Origin of the sequence: Rhizobium mongolense subsp. loessense (genome assembly GCF_900099775.1) — a bacterium.
Classification (GTDB): domain Bacteria; phylum Pseudomonadota; class Alphaproteobacteria; order Rhizobiales; family Rhizobiaceae; genus Rhizobium; species Rhizobium loessense.
The window spans coordinates 58,254-74,332 of sequence record NZ_FMTM01000019.1 but is presented as its reverse complement, the minus strand read 5'-3'; the positions used below and the strand labels follow the sequence as shown (position 1 = coordinate 74,332).

Sequence of the window (16,079 nt, the reverse complement as noted above, 5' to 3'; positions counted from 1 at the left end):
AACTTTGCGGTGTGAGTTCAAGCCGAATTGCGACCTGCACGTGTGACGCTAACCGACACGTCGCATTTGCGCGAGCAGTTTCTTGCGGAAGACTTCCGCGGGCGTTCGGTAGCCCAGGCACTTCCGCGGCGTCGAGTTGAGCCGGTCGCAGATGTCTCTCAGCTCGCCGTCGCTGATCGACAGGGGATCCACCTCTCGCGAAAGCCATTTGCGAACCCGGCCATTGGTGTTCTCGACCGTGCCTTTCTGCCAGGGCGACTGCGGGTCGCAGAACCATGTCTGCGTTCCGATGCCGGCTTGAAGATAGGGCCATTCGCTGAACTCAGTGCCCCGGTCGAAGGTGATCGAGCGCCGAGCAGCGTGGGGCAGGGGTTGGAGCACCTCAATCAACCCGTCCATGATCGGTTTCGATTGCCGGTCGTTGTTGCGCAGGAAGACCGCAAAGCGGCTGACCCGCTCGACCAGTGAGGTCACGTTGGCCTTGCCGAACTTCTTGCGAAACTGAATGAGATCGCACTCCCAATGCCCGAACTGCTTGCGTTCGGCGACCGTGTCAGGACGGTGAAGAATGTTGAGTTCCGGGCTGAAGCGGCGACCGTGACGGCGTCGGGCATGCCGCGGTCTCCGTCTCGCGCGACGCTCCGGCAGGTGCCGCCACAGCTTGATGGCCTGACCGTCTGCGGAATAGGCGAACTTGTAGATCGTCTCGTAACTGACGCAAATCGGATGGCGCTCCAGCCGCATGCGACCGGCGATCTGCTGTGGCGACCAGCCATGCATGATCCGCTCGATCACCGATTGGCGCACATGGACGAAGCGGGCGAGCTTGCGCAGCTTGGCTCTGCGTTCACGTGCCATCTCGTTGGCGGTCACGCAATAGTAGCCGCTCAGATCCGGCATTTGCGGATCCTCAAACGCATTCCGCTTGAGCTCGCGGAAAATCGTCGAACGATGCCGTCCAAGCTTCTCGGCAATGACCGTGGCGCTCAGGCCGGCCGCTCGCCAGCGAGCGATCTTACGACGTTCATCCATATCGATCTGGGAGTAGGTGCGTGTCATGAGCATTCCTTGCGAGTGATAACCCATTGGTATCTATCGCAAGTCGCACTTCATCCTTGAACCCACCCGGCTACACACCTCGATCGCATAAGATAGATTATGGAACATATGAGAGCCGATGAGCGAGGTGCTGGGCACCTGTAAAAACGCAGAAGAACTGGCACAAGCGGTCGAGCCAGAATAATCTCCTGGCGTGAGTGGCTCCCACCAACGAGGTCGCTCCCGCATTTTGCACCGTGGTTACGATAGCCGACACTGCGGGCGAACACCAATTACAAGCATCGACCTCTGCGGCCATCACCGAAAGCGCTTAGTCCTCTGTCCAGCAGCGACACCCAGAAGGCTCGCGATAACGCTTCTTGGGGTCGCTCGTTTGCCTCTGCGTTGAGATGCCTCGGGGCAATTAAACGCCACAAACCGCGTCCTACACCACTTAAGAGCGAGCGTTCATGTTGTTATCGGGAGGCAGTTCTCCTAAAAGGAGGTCTCCCATCGTACTCGCCTCCGGAGCCACAACATGCACATCGGACCGCAGCAGCGGATTTATGTCTGCTTCTTCCTGTTCGCTGTTTCGATGGGCGCTATGCTGTCGCGCCTTCCGGACCTTCAAGACGCCCTCCAGATTGACAAATCTGAACTCGGTTTGACGCTAATTGGAGCAGCGGTCGGCGCGTTGATTTCACTAACGTTTTCGTCCCCCGTCGTGGCCCGCTTCGGAGCACGCACCACCGCTTTTCTTACCGTGTTGGGAACGTCCGCGTGTCTTGCTCTTGTCCCTTGGGTGAGTGCTGCTCCTTTAGTTTTCGGCATTCTTCTGTGCGAAGGACTGTTGGCAGGAGCGTTGGAGATCAATCTCAACGTCGAGATTGACCGCATCGAGGCGCAGCTTGGACGGGGCGTGATGAACCGGGCACATGGATTCTGGAGCCTGGGCTTTTTCGTCACAGCCCTGGTTTCGGCCGCAGTCCGCCAGGCCGGCGTATCAACGCAGCTTCATCTTGGATTGACGTTCGCGTTTGTCCTGATCGTGGGTACGATAGTAATCGCTGGCATGCGCAATGCCCCTGCAAGAGCGGCGCTTGATCATGCAGACGCGGGGCGTATCGCGCTTCCGACAGTTGCACTGCTTCCTCTTTGCGTCATTGGTATCGCCGCATTCCTGGTCGAGGGCGCGGGCATTGATTGGTCGGCGATCTACATGCGCGATGTCTTCCAATCCGAACCGTTCGTTGGAGGGCTGGGCCTCACGCTTTTCACCTTCTTCATGGCTTTGACGAGGTTGTTTGCGGATCCGTTTGTTGATCGCTTCGGCTCCCGGACGGTCGCTTTGACACTGCTGCTCGTGTCAGCTCTCGGGCTTTGCGCGGTGTGGCTTGCTCCGCATCAATACATCGCCCTTGTTGGATTTGCGCTCATGGGCGGCGGTTGTAGCGTGGTATACCCCCTTGCCGTTTCTGCAGCGGCGCGGCGCTCGGACCGAGCCTCCCATCTCAATGTCGCGGCACTGGGCCAGATGTCGTTTGTCGTGTTCTTCCTCGCTCCACCGCTCCTCGGTTTCGTGGCGGAGCACGCTGGTATCAGGACAGCGTACCTTGTTTGCCTGCCAGTCATACTTTCCGCTTTAATATGTGTTCGGTCCCTCTCCGCTCACCGCCGATTGGCTACTGTCTAAATGCACTATGGAAAACTGCTCCGTTGGTATTTACTGGGATAAACACCTGCCCAGCTACACGGTCACAAACTATGGGCCCCCGCCGTCCGTCGACAGCCCCTGCTCCGCGCCGGCGAATTCGCACGGGGCACTAAACCTAAGTCCCCACCTGGTGGGCGCTGAGCGCTGATCGATCTCTGGACGCTAGACGGGAGAATGACCTTGGGCCGTGTCGCCCGCGGAGGTGCAGAAAGCCATCTGATCTCCAGGTGTCGGAAATATGGGAGCCTACGCTCCCAGCCGGTTCGACCGTCTCCGGTTGACCGTCGAGTTGGTGGTCCTGCTTAGGTCTTTTGGGCTAGTTGCCTTGGCTGTTGGGTGTGACACTTTACTCGGAACAAGGAAGTATTGGGAGACAGCTCCGCTGGTGCGTCCAGATGGTAAGATCGCTCGCTCGGCGTGATGCGCCGGCAAGCCAAGGAGAAGAAGACAATGACCGCGACCGACGCGCTTTTCCAGGGAGACATTCCCGCGATCTACGAGCAGTTCCTCGTGCCGATCCTGTTTGAGGGGTACGCATCGGATCTGGCGGCCCGCGTCGCGGACTGTCATCCTGAACGTGTTCTGGAAGTCGCCGCAGGATCGGGCGTGCTGACACGGGCGATGGCGGCCAGGCTTGCGCCGGAGGTCCAAATCGTCGCTACCGATCTGAACCAGGCGATGCTCGATATCGCAGCGAAGAAAGGCGTTGGCCGTCAGGTCGAGTGGAAACAGGCCGACGCACTCGAGCTGCCCTTTGACAGCGCAAGTTTCGATGTTGTTGCCTGCCAGTTCGGCGTCATGTTCTTTCTGGACAAGCAGCGCGGTTATGGCCAGATACTAAGAGTGCTGAAGCCAGGAGGAACGTTTCTTTTCAACACTTGGGCCTCGCTTTCCGAAAACGAAATTGCCCGCACTGTTTCAGAGGCAATCGTCGCGGCTTTTCCCGACGACCCCACGCGTTTTCTCGAACGAACGCCGCATGGCTATTACGAGCGAGAGACGATCGAGAGTGATCTCAGGCACGCGGGCTTCCGGAAAGTGACGATCGAAACTATAGACATGGCCGCGAATGCGCCCTCGCCGCGCGACGTCGCCATAGCATTCTGTCGGGGTACGCCATTGAAAATGGAGATCGCCGCGCGCGCTGCCGATGACGAAAAGGCTGTTCAAGCGGTCGCCGCAGCGTTCGAACAGCGCTTTGGCAGCGGACCTATTCAGGGAAACCTACGTGCTCATGTCGTTATCGCCGAGGTTCGCTAGCCGGTGCCGGAAAATACCGGTCACTAATCCGTTCCCAGGTTGTGCTAGATCGCTCGCAGCTCATCCACTTTGACCTCGAACTGCATCTGATCATAGGCGGGTTCGACGTGTTCGGGCGTCTCGGCCATCACCGTGTCGTAGTCGAGCGGCGTGTGCATATGCGTCAGGATCGCCCGCTTCGGCTTCAGCCGGCCGATCCAGTCGAGTGATTGCTCAAGCGACAGGTGGCTCGGATGATAGCGGTATTGCAGCGCGTCGATAATGAGGATGTCTAGATCCTGAAGTTTTGCGACAGTCTCCGGCGGAAAGTCGCTGATATCGCTGCAATAGGCGACATCACCGATTCTAAAGCCAAGCGAATGTATGTCGCCGTGCTGCTGCAGATGCGGTCGGAATGAAATCGTGCCTCCAGCCCCGCTGATGGTGATAGGCGTCATATCCTCGATCAGGATCGGTTCGACAATCGGCGGATAATTGCTGCCGGGCGGCGTTTCGATGCAATAGCTGAAGCCCTGGCGGATGCGGTCCATTGTGAACGGATTGGCATAGATCGGCACGCGCTGCTGTGCATTGTGGAAATAGCCGCGCAGATCGTCGATGCCGTGAATGTGGTCGGCATGCGGATGCGTGTAAAGCACAGCATCGATGTGCTCCACCTTGGCGGCAATCATCTGCTCGCGGAAATCCGATCCGGTGTCGATGACGACGGTCGTGACCCCGCCGTTGTCGTCGTATTGCTGCACCATAAAGGCTGCCCGCGTACGGCGGTTCTTCGGATTGGCCGGATCGCAGGCGCCCCAATCGCCGGTAATGCGCGGCACGCCGGGCGACGACGCGCAGCCGAGAATGGTGAAGCGCCGCCGGTAGCTCACGCGGCTAGACCTTCGGCATCTTCGAGAAGAGGCGGAAAGCATTCTCAGTGGTGATCCGCGCCATCTCGGCATGGCTGACGCCAAGCGTTTCAGCCAGAACCTCGGCGGTGTTCACCACATAGGACGGCTCGTTGCGCTTACCGCGCCAGCGCTTCGGCGCAAGGTAAGGCGCGTCGGTTTCGACAAGCAGCCGGTCGTGCGGGACTGTTTTTGCGATCGCCCGCAACTCCTCGGATTTCGGAAATGTGAGGATGCCAGAGAAAGAAATGTAGCCGCCGAGTTCGACGCCGGTTCGGGCAAGCTCGGGACCGGCCGAGAAGCAATGGAGAATGAAGGGGAAGGCCCCCTTCCCCGTTTCTGACGTAAGGATTGCCGCCATGTCCTCGTCGGCACTGCGGCTATGGATCACAAGCGGCAACTGTGTTTCGCGCGCGGCAGCGATATGGCGCAGGAAGCCTGTCTTCTGGTTCTCCGGCTTCTGCGTGTCGTAGAAGTAATCTAGCCCGGCTTCACCGATCGCGACGATCTTCTCGTGTTCCTTGGCGAGGCGCACGAGATCTTCGGTCTGAATGTCGAGCTCCTCATCCGCATTGTTCGGATGCGTGCCGACCGAGCAGAAAACCGAGGGATATTTCTCGGTGATCGCGAGCAGCTTTTCGAGTTTCCGCACCCGCGTCGAGATCGTCACCATCTGCCTCACGCCTGCCTGGTGAGCACGTGAGACGATATCGTCTCGCTCCTCCTCGAAATCGGCGAAATCCAGATGGCAATGCGTATCGATCAGCATGGCAGACCCTCAGGTTTCCGGCGCCAAATAGCGCGGGAAGACAGGCTTTGGTGCCTCCAGCGGCGTTCCGGGAACAAGGCGTCCGGCTTCGCCTAATGCCGTGAAACCGCGCTTGTCGGCCGGCGCAGCAACGAGGTCGAGCAGCTTACCCGCCGATTCGGGCATGAACGGCTGCAGCAGGATCGCGATCTGGCGGACGACTTCAGCGGTGACATAAAGCACGGTCCCCATCCGCGCCGGATCGGTCTTCTTCAGCGCCCAAGGCTCCTGGCTTGCAAAATAACGGTCGGTTTCCGAAACGACGGCGATGATGGAAGCGAGCGCCCTGTGGATCATCTGCTTGTCCATGTCCTCGCGCGTCGACGCGAGCAGCGCATCGGCCTGCGCCAGCATTGCTTTGTCCTCGTCGGTCAACGGTCCGCATTCCGGTATCTTGCCGTCGCAATTCTTGACGATCATGGACAACGAGCGGCTCGCGAGATTGCCGATGCCGTTCGCAAGATCGGAATTGATCCGCGTGCCGATCGCCTCTTCGCTGTAGCTGCCGTCCTGGCCGAAGGAGACTTCGCGCAGAAAGAAATACCGCACCTGATCAAGTCCGAAATGGTTCACCAGGTTGACGGGATCAACGACATTTCCGAGCGACTTCGACATCTTCTCGCCCTTGTTGAGCAGGAAGCCATGAGCAAAGACCCGCTTCGGCAGAGGCAGCCTCGCCGACATGAGGAAGGCGGGCCAATAGACCGCATGGAAGCGGATGATGTCCTTGCCGATGACATGAATGTCGGCCGGCCAGTATTTCGCCCTCGGGCCGTTCGGATCCTGGAGATAGCCGGTCGCCGTGATGTAGTTGGTCAGCGCGTCGACCCAGACATACATGACATGCGATGGATCGTTGGGCACCTTGATGCCCCAGTCGAAAGTCGTGCGCGAAATCGAAAGGTCCTTCAAGCCGGACTTGACGAAGGAAACCACTTCGTTGCGCCGTTCGGCAGGACCGATGAAATCGGGATTGTCCTCATAGTGCTTGAGGAGCTTGTCCTGGTATTCGGAAAGCCTGAAAAAGTAGCTTTCCTCTTCCACCCATTCGACGGGCGTACCCTGCGGCCCGTAGCGCACGCCGTCGGCGCGGAGCTCCGTCTCGTTCTCCTGGTAGTAGGCTTCGTCGCGCACAGCATACCAGCCGGCGTAGGAATCCTTGTAGATGTCGCCGTTTTCCGCCATCAGCTTCCAGATGTCGCTGGAGGCTTCGTGGTGGCGGGGTTCCGTGGTGCGGATGAAATCGTCGTTCGAGGCATTCAGAAGTTGAGCCATCGCCTGGAACTCGCCGGAGTTGCGGTCGGCAAGCTCCTGGGCGGTAATTCCCTCCGCGCGCGCCGTCTGCTGCATCTTCTGGCCGTGCTCGTCGGTGCCCGTCAGAAAGAAGACATCACGGCCATCAAGACGCTGGAAGCGCGCCATGGCGTCGGTTGCGATCAGCTCGTAGGCATGGCCGATGTGCGGCTTGCCGTTCGGGTAGGAAATCGCAGTGGTGATGTAGAAGGGCGTCTTGTCTGTCATAGCGGCCATCGTGTCGGGCTTACTCTCTCGAAATATCAGCCGCTCTTAGCGCATGTCATGAAGAAGAGAAACACTAAGTTTCGAAACCGCTTATGATTTGGCGGTTTGCCGAAGCGCCGAGCTTGACTCGCTTTCTGCCACATTCTAGGCCTTGCGAAACTGAAGAACGGGGCGCAACCGACGTGAGATTTCCAGCAGCGGGCAAAAGCCGTTTCTCTGTCTGTCAGAGGTCCGTCGCTTGACGTTTCTCGAAAATTTTCAGCCTCTCTATTCATTTTCCGGCTTTTTCGTCGGCGCGCTTGTCGGCATCACCGGCGTGGGCGGCGGCTCGCTGATGACGCCGCTGCTCGTCCTGTTATTCGGCGTCCATCCGGCAACCGCGGTCGGAACCGACCTCCTCTATGCCGCCGTCACGAAGACGGCGGGCATAGCGGTCCATGGCATGCATGGCCGTATCAACTGGCGAGTTGTCGGTGCGCTCGGGGCAGGCAGTGTTCCGGCAGCGCTCCTGATGCTCTGGCTGATGGCAGGCGTCGACCGCAAGAGCATCGAGGTTGCCCATACGATTACCGCAGCGCTTGGCTGGCTTCTCGTCATGACGGCCGTGATGCTTGTTTTCCGCGCGCAGATTCTCGGCTTTGCCCGCCGGGTCACTGGCGAGCGCGCCCCGCCCCGCCCGGCGACGATTGCCGTTCTCACCGTCACCCTCGGGCTGGCACTCGGCATCCTAGTCACACTGACATCTGTCGGTGCCGGTGCACTCGGGGTAACGATCCTGCTTGTACTTTATCCGCGGCTGGATGTCCGCGAAATCGTCGGCTCCGATATCGTCCACGCGGTGCCGCTGACGCTTATCGGCGGCATGGGCTACTGGATCATCGGCGAGATCGACTGGCTCCTGCTTTTGGCACTGCTGATCGGCTCGGTTCCGGGCATTATTGCCGGCAGCCTCCTGGCGCCGAAGCTGCATGAACGCACCATTCGCATCGTGCTTGCGCTCACGCTCGCGATCGTCGCCTGGAAACTGCTTGCGGGCTGATCAGGGGCCCGGCTGTTTGATGTCGCCGAGAATGCTGAGGATCGTCTGCTTGCGGTCGAGGTTGTATGCGTCGGAAACGGAAAGCCGCTCGTTGATATCGGATTGCAGGCGTGCCAGCCGTTCGGCGGCGGAAAGCTCGCCTGCTTGCGCCGCGTGGCGCGCCCGGTGCATCAGGTCGTCGCCGACATGGCTCACGAAGAATTCGAATATTGTGTCGCTGTCCTTGCCGGACAAGGCATCCGCCAAACGATGCATTGCCTTTCGAGCGGTCGGGCCTTGGGCCGACAAGACCTCGTTGTATGCCGCGATGATCTCGCCGCCGCCGTAGTTCAGGAGCTTCAGCGCCTCCCCGACGCTGCCTTTCGCGATCGATATCATCGCGGCATCGCTGCCGGTTACGCCGAGATTGGCGAGTGCCGCGCCCAGGGCGCCATTATCCAGCGGCGAAAGCTTAAGTGGCAGGCACCGTGAACGGATTGTCGGCAGAAGTTTTCCCGGCGCATGCGACAGCACGAGGAACAGCGCACGTTTGGGCGGCTCTTCCAGAATTTTCAGGATGGCATTGGCCGCATTGCGGTTCATGTCGTCTGCCGGATCGATGATGACGATGCGCCAGTTTCCAGTTCCGGAGGTCTGCGAGAAAAAGCGTCCGGCGCGCCGCACCTCGTCCACCGTGATCGCCGACTTCACCTTGCCTGTCTTTTCGTCAACGGGACGCGAAAGATAGAGCAGGTTATGCGACGCCCCGGAAGCGATCTGGCGGCTGACAGCAGAGCCCGCATCAGGATCGCCGATCGCTGCAGGCGCTGTTGCCGGTTCGGGATTCGACAGAACGTAGTTTGCAAAGCGAAAAGCGAGCGTTGCCTTGCCGATCCCCTCCGGCCCCTCGATCAGGACTGCGTGATGGCCCTTGCCGGAGCGATAGGATTGGGAAAGAAAAGCCTGGGCTTCGTCATGCCCGAAAAGTTTCGTGTTTTCGGCCGGCCAGATGGCGCCGTCCAGAAGCCCCGGCCGCTCCTCACTCATGCGCGGCCTCCGGCATCTTGACGACGGCAACGGGCCTAAGAAGCTGATCGACAATCGCAAGAATTTCCGCGGCAATCGGCTCTTCGTCCTGTATCGCATTGACGACGTGGCACCGCTGCGGTTCGCGCGCGGCTATGTCGAGGTAAGCTTCGCGGCGTTTTTCGTGAGTCTCAAGTTCTTCCTTTTCGAAACGGTCCGGCCCGTCCGTCGTCGCCGCACTGCGCTTCTTCACTCGCTCCAGACCAAGCCTTGCCGGAATGTCGAGGATCAACGTGCAATCCGGTACGACGCCGTTGACGGCGATCCGCTGCAGCGTCTCGATGAAGTCCGCCTCGAGATTGCCCGTCACGCCTTGATAGACGCGCGAGGAATCCATGAACCGGTCGCACAGCACGATCTTGCCCTGAAGAAGCGCCGGGCGAATGACCGCTTCGACGTGATCGTTACGGGCTGCGGCGAAGAGAATGGCTTCCATGCGCGTGCCGAAGGCTTCCGCGCTGCCGGACAGCAGCACGTGGCGCACGGCTTCCGCACCAGGCGACCCGCCGGGTTCCCGCGTCAGCAGAACCTCATGGCCGCGCGCCCTCAGCGCTTCCGCCAGGCGGCGGATCTGCGTGGATTTCCCCGCCCCTTCTCCGCCTTCAAACGTAACGAACAATCCCGTACCGGATGACAATGACACATTCCCGTATTCTTCAGTGCCCGCGCCACCGGGCTTTCTTCCTATCTATCCGAAGACAGAGCCAAGCGAAACCTTCAGGCTGGGCGCCTTCCGGTCCTTCCCCGGCAATTTAGGCAATGAATATGGCGATCAGGTGGGCTCGGCCTCGTCCCAGAGCCACGAGAAGAACAGCGATTCGCCAAGTTCCAGAAGCGCGTCGACCGCCCGGCTCGTCAACGAACCCTGCTCGACGCCATGTGCGGTGTAAAGCGGCACCTCGCGCAACACGCGGCTGCCCGCCGATATGACCAGCGTGCCCACTTCGGCATCGGCAGCAATGGGCGCCATCAGCGGCCAGCGGTAAACGATCCGCGCAGAGAGCCTGTCAGGATTGCTTACCGGAATGTAGACGCTGACAGCCCCCTTCGCGACGAGGTCCACCTTTCCGGCCTGGCCGCCATAGACGCTGGCCGCGCCGACGATCTCCTCGTCCGCGAAAAGCTGCCGGTCCTCGAAGGCCGTCTGCCCCCATTCCAGGATGCGCTTTGCCTCCTCGGTCCGTTCCTTGTCGGAAGCAATGCCGCCGAGCGCCAGGAAGAGCCGCTTTCCATCTCGCTCCGCCGAGGCGACGATCGAATATCCCTCGCCCTCTGCAAAGCCGGTCGCCAGTCCGTCCGCGCCAAGTCCAAGGCCGAGCAAAGGATTGCGGTTGCGCTGGAAAATCCTGTTCCACTCGAAATCCGGCTGCGCGAAATAATGAAAATATTCGGGAAAGGATTGCTGCAGATCGATCGCAAGCGTCACCAAGTCACGCGCCGATACCTTGCTCTTGCCGTCCGGCAAGCCGGTCGAGTTGCCGAAGACCGTTTTCGGCATGCCGAGCACCTCCGCCCGCCGCGTCATTGCGGCAGCGAAATTGCCCTCCGTGCCGCTCATGCCCTCCGCAAGAATGATGCATCCGTCGTTGGCACCCTGGATGGCAACGCCCTTGATCAAGTCCTCAACACGTATGCGGGATTTCAGCACGGCAAACATCGTCGCCGTCCGAGACGGAGCACCTCCCGTCCGCCAGGCATATTCGGAAACCGGATATTCGGTGTCGAGCGTGATGTCGCCCTTCTTCAACGAGCCAAAGACGAGATCCAACGTCATCAGCTTTGCGAGCGAGGCAGGTGAAAAACTCTGCTCCTCGTTCTTTGCAAGCAGCACCGTTCCGGTGGATGCCTCGATCATGTAGGCCTGTGCGGCCTTGGTTACAAAGCCGGCGGGCGCGGTTTCCGCAGCATAGGATGGCGAAGCGAAGGGCAGAAGGCACGCACAAAGACGAAGCAGACGCTTCAACATCGAGGCTCCATAGGATCGAAGGTTCGACTCCAGACGTTAGAAGCAGCGCGCGCTACGCGCAATCGCTTCCAATCAGGGCGCGATCTGTTTTGCCTGCTGACGCTTGAGAGAGGCGAGGATCGAATCCTGCGTCAGCCCGTCATTGCGGACCATGACTGCGTCGAAAGCAAGCTCTACGGTCACCGTCTTCACAACCTCGTCCTGGTAGCCCATCGCGAGCGAACCGCCCTGCCCGTAGCCATATGGACGTTCATAGGGAACGGGTCCGATTTCCGGAAGCACGACCATCTGTCCGAAAGCCTGTCCTGAATTTCCGAGAACGGAAGCTGGTGTCGCCACCGGTGCCGCATTGTAGCGCGCGCTCGGCGTGGAGCCGCCATAGGCCGTCGCAGACATTGGCACCGGCACACGCGATTGATCCACGGTCAAAGTGCCAAGGCTCTGCAACTGATCGCCGGTGATCCGCTTGCTGTTCGACGCCACCATCACGCCGGTTGCGATCTGACCTCCCGGATTGACGCCCGGAATCCGGCTTCCCTTCGGCACGTAGGACGCCATCAGGTACGGCATATCGTGCCCATCCATGCGCGCCTTGCCGACATACTGCACACGCACCTTGCCGGTGCCGCTGTGCTGCAGATCGAGCATATCCGCCGTCTTGTTGGAAAGATCGATGATGCGGCCTTCATGATAAGGACCGCGGTCGTTGACGCGCACGACCACGGACGATCCGTTTTCGAGATTTGTGACGCGTGCGTAGCTCGGCAACGGGAAAGTCGGATGCGCGGCGGAAAGATGCATCTGGTCGTAGACTTCGCCGTTTGCCGTCAACCGGCCGTGAAATGCGGAGCCATACCACGAGGCTACGCCCACCTTGTTATAGGCGAAGTCCTCCTTGGGATAATACCACTTCCCCTTGACCTCATAAGGGTTGCCGACGATGTAGCGCCCGCCGCCCTTCGGTATGTTGGCGCCACTGGCAACCCGCGGGCTGGCTTTGACACCATATTCTTTTTCGGAGAAATATTCCTTGCCGTGAGCGCGCTTCTTCGACACCTGCGAAGCCGTACCGCAAGCCGTGACGGTGGCGCACATCAAGGCCAACGCCAGCCACCGTGTACCCGTTGCGAAAGAGGTCGCCCCGTATTCCAGTCTCATATGTCCCACGCCGCCCAAGATCGTATGGTTAAGAACCTGCCCGACAACGGGCCAGTTATGCCTACGCCCACTCACCTAACGAGACTTTAACTCGGCGGCCATCATGGCGAATTTGCGAATGATTTCGTGGTGATAGAAACAATTTTAATAGTCATGGTTTACAAAATCCTAACGACGCATCGCGCAATCGTCATCTAGCCGGGTCCTGCGGTGGCAGATTTTTGCGCCCGACCCTTGCATTGGCCATATCCTTTGCGCCATAAGGCGCGCAAGGAAGAGTGTCCGAGTGGTTTAAGGAACCGGTCTTGAAAACCGGCGTGCGGGAAACCGTACCGTGGGTTCGAATCCCACCTCTTCCGCCATAATCTCTGTGTCCGACCCGGAGCCCCAAGAAGCAATCCTCAATTCATCAAAGCACTTGCGCGAAAACGAGCGAGGCTGGATTCTCACCCCGAATTACCAATGAAACCGTCTCAAACCGCTGCGGACGGGTCGGAACAAAAAACAAGTTTATCTCATTTCTCTTCCATCATAGATGGAGAAAACTGCCATGACTTACGACCCGCAATTCCCTGATCGCAGATCAGACCCGCGCACTACTCCGGTCCGCAGTCGCTCTTTGTGGGGCACATGGGCCGCCATTATCGCGGTGATTCTGGTGGCTGGAGTTGTCTGGTTCGAGTGGGGTGGCTCGCCTGAGACCGATCCGATCTCGACATCTTCAACGACGCCCTCCACGCAGCCTGCCCCAGCACCGGCAACGCCGACTGCGCCGACCAGCAACAATGTAACCCCGGCGCCGGCTTCTCCTCCTGCGGCTCCGGCGCAGCAGTAGAGCCTGTCTCCGGCCACGCCTGCAAAGACCGTTGCTATTGAGCCGGATCGAGAAAGGTCGGTGCGAGTTTCGCCCGGCCATTTTTCGTCCTCCCGATCTGTGACCTCGTCGGCTTCTGAGGAGCTTTTGTCATCTTCTCTGTCCATCAGGCAATTTTTAAAAGTCCATTAGAGGAGAGCTTGCTTAGACCTGGTCCGCGGACATACTATCTACGTTTCGCGAGCCTGCTTCTGCGCTCAGCCGAGGCAAAGGCCTGGCGAGAAGAGGGAGGTTTGTCATGAGAGTTGCATCGATACTCGCAACCGGCTTGATCGGATTATGCGGGATGGCCTCCTTTGCTTCGGCAGAGGGTGGACACACAATGGTCAGTCCCGATGATGTCAAGTGGGGTCCGGCCCCCAAGGTGCTTCCTGCTGGAGCAGAGGCGGCGGTCCTGTTCGGCGATCCCAGTAAGGAAGGCCTGTTTGCCCTCCGGCTCAAGGTGCCGTCGGGCTATGCGGTGGCGCCGCACACGCATCCTGTGCATGAAGTGGTCACAGTCATATCAGGGACTATCAATCTCGGAATGGGCGAAACCGCCGATCCAAGCGCAGCGAAGGCGCTGCCTGCAGGCAGTTTCATCGCGTTGCCGCCCGGCACGGCGCATTTCGCTCGCTTCGACGAACCGACGGTGATCCAAATTACGACTACTGGCCCATGGGCCATCAAATATGTCAACCCGGCGGACGATCCTCAGAAGTCGCAATAGCCGGCCGCTGCTGGTGTCTCAACAGCGGCAAGGACGAATGGACTATCGATGGGAGGAATGGCGGGCCTGGGGGAGGCCCGCAGTACTTTCAAGTTCCACGACCTCGATCACCGCGCGGGTCTTCGGATTGACGAGCACGCGCTTTTCGTTGACGATCACATAGCCGTTATCGGGCTGATCAGGGATCGTGAGGAGCTCCGTTGCACTTTTGCGACCTGCGACGAGTTACTCCTCCCCGTTCAGTCTCGCCGTCCACGGCTGTCTTCTTTCACCTGGAAATTTGATCCTGGCAGGCTTTTTCAGCGCTTCCAGTCGTTGAACGTGCGCCCTGGTGCCGTGGGATCAACCCTAACGCTGCTGCTCAAATACCTTGATGAAGTCACGTCTATGGAGATTGTTGTGCTGTGCCCTGAGAAAGTTAGGCATCTAGCTTTTGAAGAAGCCGGAGGCACCTCCGCTGAAGGTGCGCGACCGTGAAGGCAGGGGCTTCCACGTTACTCTGCCGCAGGTATTCCGGTTTTCACTATCTCACTGAGATCATGCCGCGCTCTTGTTTCCGTCGTAAGCGTTAGTACACTTTTTCTCGGAACAGACTTCATGGCTATCCGTTGAAATGATCGCCAACGGAGATTGCATTTCATGAACTCGGACATCTGGGAACGCAGCATCGAGTTGATCGACTGCGACGATCATTTCCGCACCGTAAAAAATACCAGAGAAGCCGTTGCGTTTCTGATGACGTCCTGGCCCGGTCACAAAGGCCCCGCATATGCGGCAGCTCGGAAGGCCTGTCTCCAGGCCCTCGAGGGCGAAAAGCCCGACATAGATCCTCAGACCGCTTTCATCGCAGCAGCAGAGGAATCTGGTATTCTGAGGGCCAACTGAAATATTCACCCCTACTGCTCACAGGCTCCGGCGCGTAGTTCCGCGTATCAGGGGGATGGCGCTCAAGAGGCGCGACTTACCTCCGGGGCGACATTGCGGCGCTTTTCCGCGACATCTGGAGCCAGAGGGCTATGGCGTAAACATAGTACTCCTATTCTGTCAATTGATGGTCGGCCAGGAACGGCATTGTCCGACCCGAAGGCACGCGTGGCGGGCATTCCCTGCACTGGGTTTCAGCAGACAGCAGAAACGTCGATCTGCTTTGCCACGCACGCCCCCCACATCCCTATATCTTACGATATCCGGACTCATTGACGCCCTATAAGGGTTGTATGTCCTTGAGCGCCCGGCGGGCGCTCGGATTTCGAGCGGGTCGTAGCGTCGGCGGGGGCGCAAGCTTCGACCCGCTCTTTCTTTCCATCAAAGGAGCGCGCCTATGTTTTGGGATTTCATCACGATTGCAGCGATCTTCGGCGCTTTCTTTGTCGTGCGAGAGGCACAAACCGTGCTCGCGAAAGCCCGCCTCTCGAACTGGCGCAGCTTCACCTTCCGGTAAACGGACAAGGAAGCGAGAAACACGATTCTGGAGGGAGCTAGTTGCTTTTCGGGCCCATCCCGCGTGCAATCTGCTTGTATTTTTCCAAGCTCTTGCTTCTTTCCCATGATTAATCGACTTGCCGCCCTGCCGGTGATTTTCCTCGTTTCACTGCCTGCGGCCGCCGGCAACTACCGCCCGGACAATGGCTGCACGCTGGCTTATCCGCAATCTGCGTTGAAGAATGGCAGCGTCAAGCTCTATTCGACGAGGACTTGCCGCTTCTCTTTGTTCGGGACAGTCGATGAAAATCAGATGTCAGGTATTGGATATGTAAAAGCCGTCGAGCTGCTTGCCATCCGGAGCGTCTCAAGGAACTGGCACTGGATTGTTCCGGCGCCCGTAAAGCACTCCAATCCTATATGGCGCTGGTTGTGGAGCTGAAGCTGGGAGAACAGCTGTATATTCGCAACGACACCGAGAATCAGTTTTCAGAGAAAGTCTGGATCGATGTCGATCGCAGCACGGAGCCCACGCATATCGCGGTGACGTTATCCAGCGGTCCGTACTAGAGACAGCCGTTTTAATTCAAATTTCGCAGTTAACCGCCTGTTAAT

The 16,079-nt window shown here is 59.0% G+C and carries 13 protein-coding genes, 1 tRNA gene and 1 pseudogene; 6 read left to right on the top strand and 9 right to left on the bottom strand.

Annotated features, from left to right (window positions below; all coding sequences use genetic code 11):
* Positions 1-48: 48 nt before the first annotated feature.
* A complete protein-coding gene (locus BLP23_RS31680) occupies positions 49-1,059 on the bottom strand; it encodes an IS30 family transposase (protein ID WP_092588645.1) in 1,011 nt (336 codons plus the stop codon).
* A gap of 517 nt (positions 1,060-1,576) precedes the next feature.
* Between BLP23_RS31680 and BLP23_RS31675 the strand changes: the two genes are divergently transcribed.
* Both BLP23_RS31675 and BLP23_RS31670 read left to right on the top strand, forming a co-directional pair.
* Entirely contained in the window at positions 1,577-2,731 is a 1,155-nt protein-coding gene (locus BLP23_RS31675; RefSeq protein WP_092588637.1) for an MFS transporter, read from the top strand.
* A gap of 471 nt (positions 2,732-3,202) precedes the next feature.
* Positions 3,203-4,012, top strand: a complete 810-nt coding sequence (locus tag BLP23_RS31670; RefSeq protein WP_092588636.1) for a class I SAM-dependent methyltransferase — start codon at positions 3,203-3,205, stop codon at positions 4,010-4,012.
* Between the two features lie 44 nt (positions 4,013-4,056).
* Here BLP23_RS31670 and BLP23_RS31665 read toward each other — a convergent pair whose 3' ends face one another.
* Genes BLP23_RS31665 through metG form a run of 3 tightly spaced genes read right to left on the bottom strand, consistent with a single transcriptional unit; the run spans position 4,057 to position 7,231 of the window.
* Positions 4,057-4,884, bottom strand: coding sequence for an MBL fold metallo-hydrolase (locus BLP23_RS31665; RefSeq protein WP_092588635.1), 828 nt, complete (start codon positions 4,882-4,884; stop codon positions 4,057-4,059).
* A 4-nt stretch (positions 4,885-4,888) separates the two neighbouring features.
* Positions 4,889-5,671, bottom strand: coding sequence for a TatD family hydrolase (locus tag BLP23_RS31660; protein ID WP_092588634.1), 783 nt, complete (start codon positions 5,669-5,671; stop codon positions 4,889-4,891).
* Between the two features lie 9 nt (positions 5,672-5,680).
* Positions 5,681-7,231, bottom strand: a complete 1,551-nt coding sequence (gene metG, locus BLP23_RS31655; RefSeq protein WP_092588633.1) for a methionine--tRNA ligase — start codon at positions 7,229-7,231, stop codon at positions 5,681-5,683.
* A 238-nt stretch (positions 7,232-7,469) separates the two neighbouring features.
* Between metG and BLP23_RS31650 the strand changes: the two genes are divergently transcribed.
* Complete coding sequence (locus BLP23_RS31650; protein WP_092588632.1) at positions 7,470-8,270, top strand: sulfite exporter TauE/SafE family protein; 801 nt, start codon at positions 7,470-7,472, stop codon at positions 8,268-8,270.
* Here the strand turns inward: BLP23_RS31650 and BLP23_RS31645 are convergent, their stop codons facing one another.
* From BLP23_RS31645 to BLP23_RS31630, 4 genes are all read right to left on the bottom strand, one after another.
* Positions 8,271-9,296, bottom strand: coding sequence for a DNA polymerase III subunit delta' (locus BLP23_RS31645; RefSeq protein ID WP_092588631.1), 1,026 nt, complete (start codon positions 9,294-9,296; stop codon positions 8,271-8,273).
* A complete protein-coding gene (gene tmk / locus BLP23_RS31640) occupies positions 9,289-9,972 on the bottom strand; it encodes a dTMP kinase (RefSeq protein ID WP_092588630.1) in 684 nt (227 codons plus the stop codon). Before tmk ends, BLP23_RS31645 begins: the two co-directional genes overlap by 8 nt.
* Positions 9,973-10,107: 135 nt before the next feature.
* Complete coding sequence (locus BLP23_RS31635) at positions 10,108-11,301, bottom strand: D-alanyl-D-alanine carboxypeptidase family protein (protein ID WP_092588629.1); 1,194 nt, start codon at positions 11,299-11,301, stop codon at positions 10,108-10,110.
* A gap of 72 nt (positions 11,302-11,373) precedes the next feature.
* Complete coding sequence (locus BLP23_RS31630) at positions 11,374-12,459, bottom strand: septal ring lytic transglycosylase RlpA family protein (RefSeq protein ID WP_092588628.1); 1,086 nt, start codon at positions 12,457-12,459, stop codon at positions 11,374-11,376.
* A 272-nt stretch (positions 12,460-12,731) separates the two neighbouring features.
* Between BLP23_RS31630 and BLP23_RS31625 the strand changes: the two genes are divergently transcribed.
* Both BLP23_RS31625 and BLP23_RS31615 read left to right on the top strand, forming a co-directional pair.
* Positions 12,732-12,821, top strand: a tRNA-Ser gene (locus BLP23_RS31625).
* A gap of 750 nt (positions 12,822-13,571) precedes the next feature.
* Positions 13,572-14,042 carry a cupin domain-containing protein gene (locus BLP23_RS31615; protein WP_092588626.1) on the top strand — a complete coding sequence of 157 codons (471 nt, stop codon included), beginning with the start codon at positions 13,572-13,574 and terminating at the stop codon, positions 14,040-14,042.
* A 42-nt stretch (positions 14,043-14,084) separates the two neighbouring features.
* Here BLP23_RS31615 and BLP23_RS35185 read toward each other — a convergent pair.
* A pseudogene (locus BLP23_RS35185) lies at positions 14,085-14,240 on the bottom strand (DUF1236 domain-containing protein); the annotation flags it as partial.
* Positions 14,241-14,681: 441 nt separating this feature from the next.
* On the opposite strand from BLP23_RS35185, the gene BLP23_RS31605 reads away from it, so the two are divergent.
* Positions 14,682-14,927 (top strand): DUF982 domain-containing protein, encoded by a 246-nt coding sequence (locus BLP23_RS31605; RefSeq protein ID WP_092588625.1) that lies wholly within the window; start codon positions 14,682-14,684, stop codon positions 14,925-14,927.
* Positions 14,928-16,079 lie beyond the last annotated feature (1,152 nt).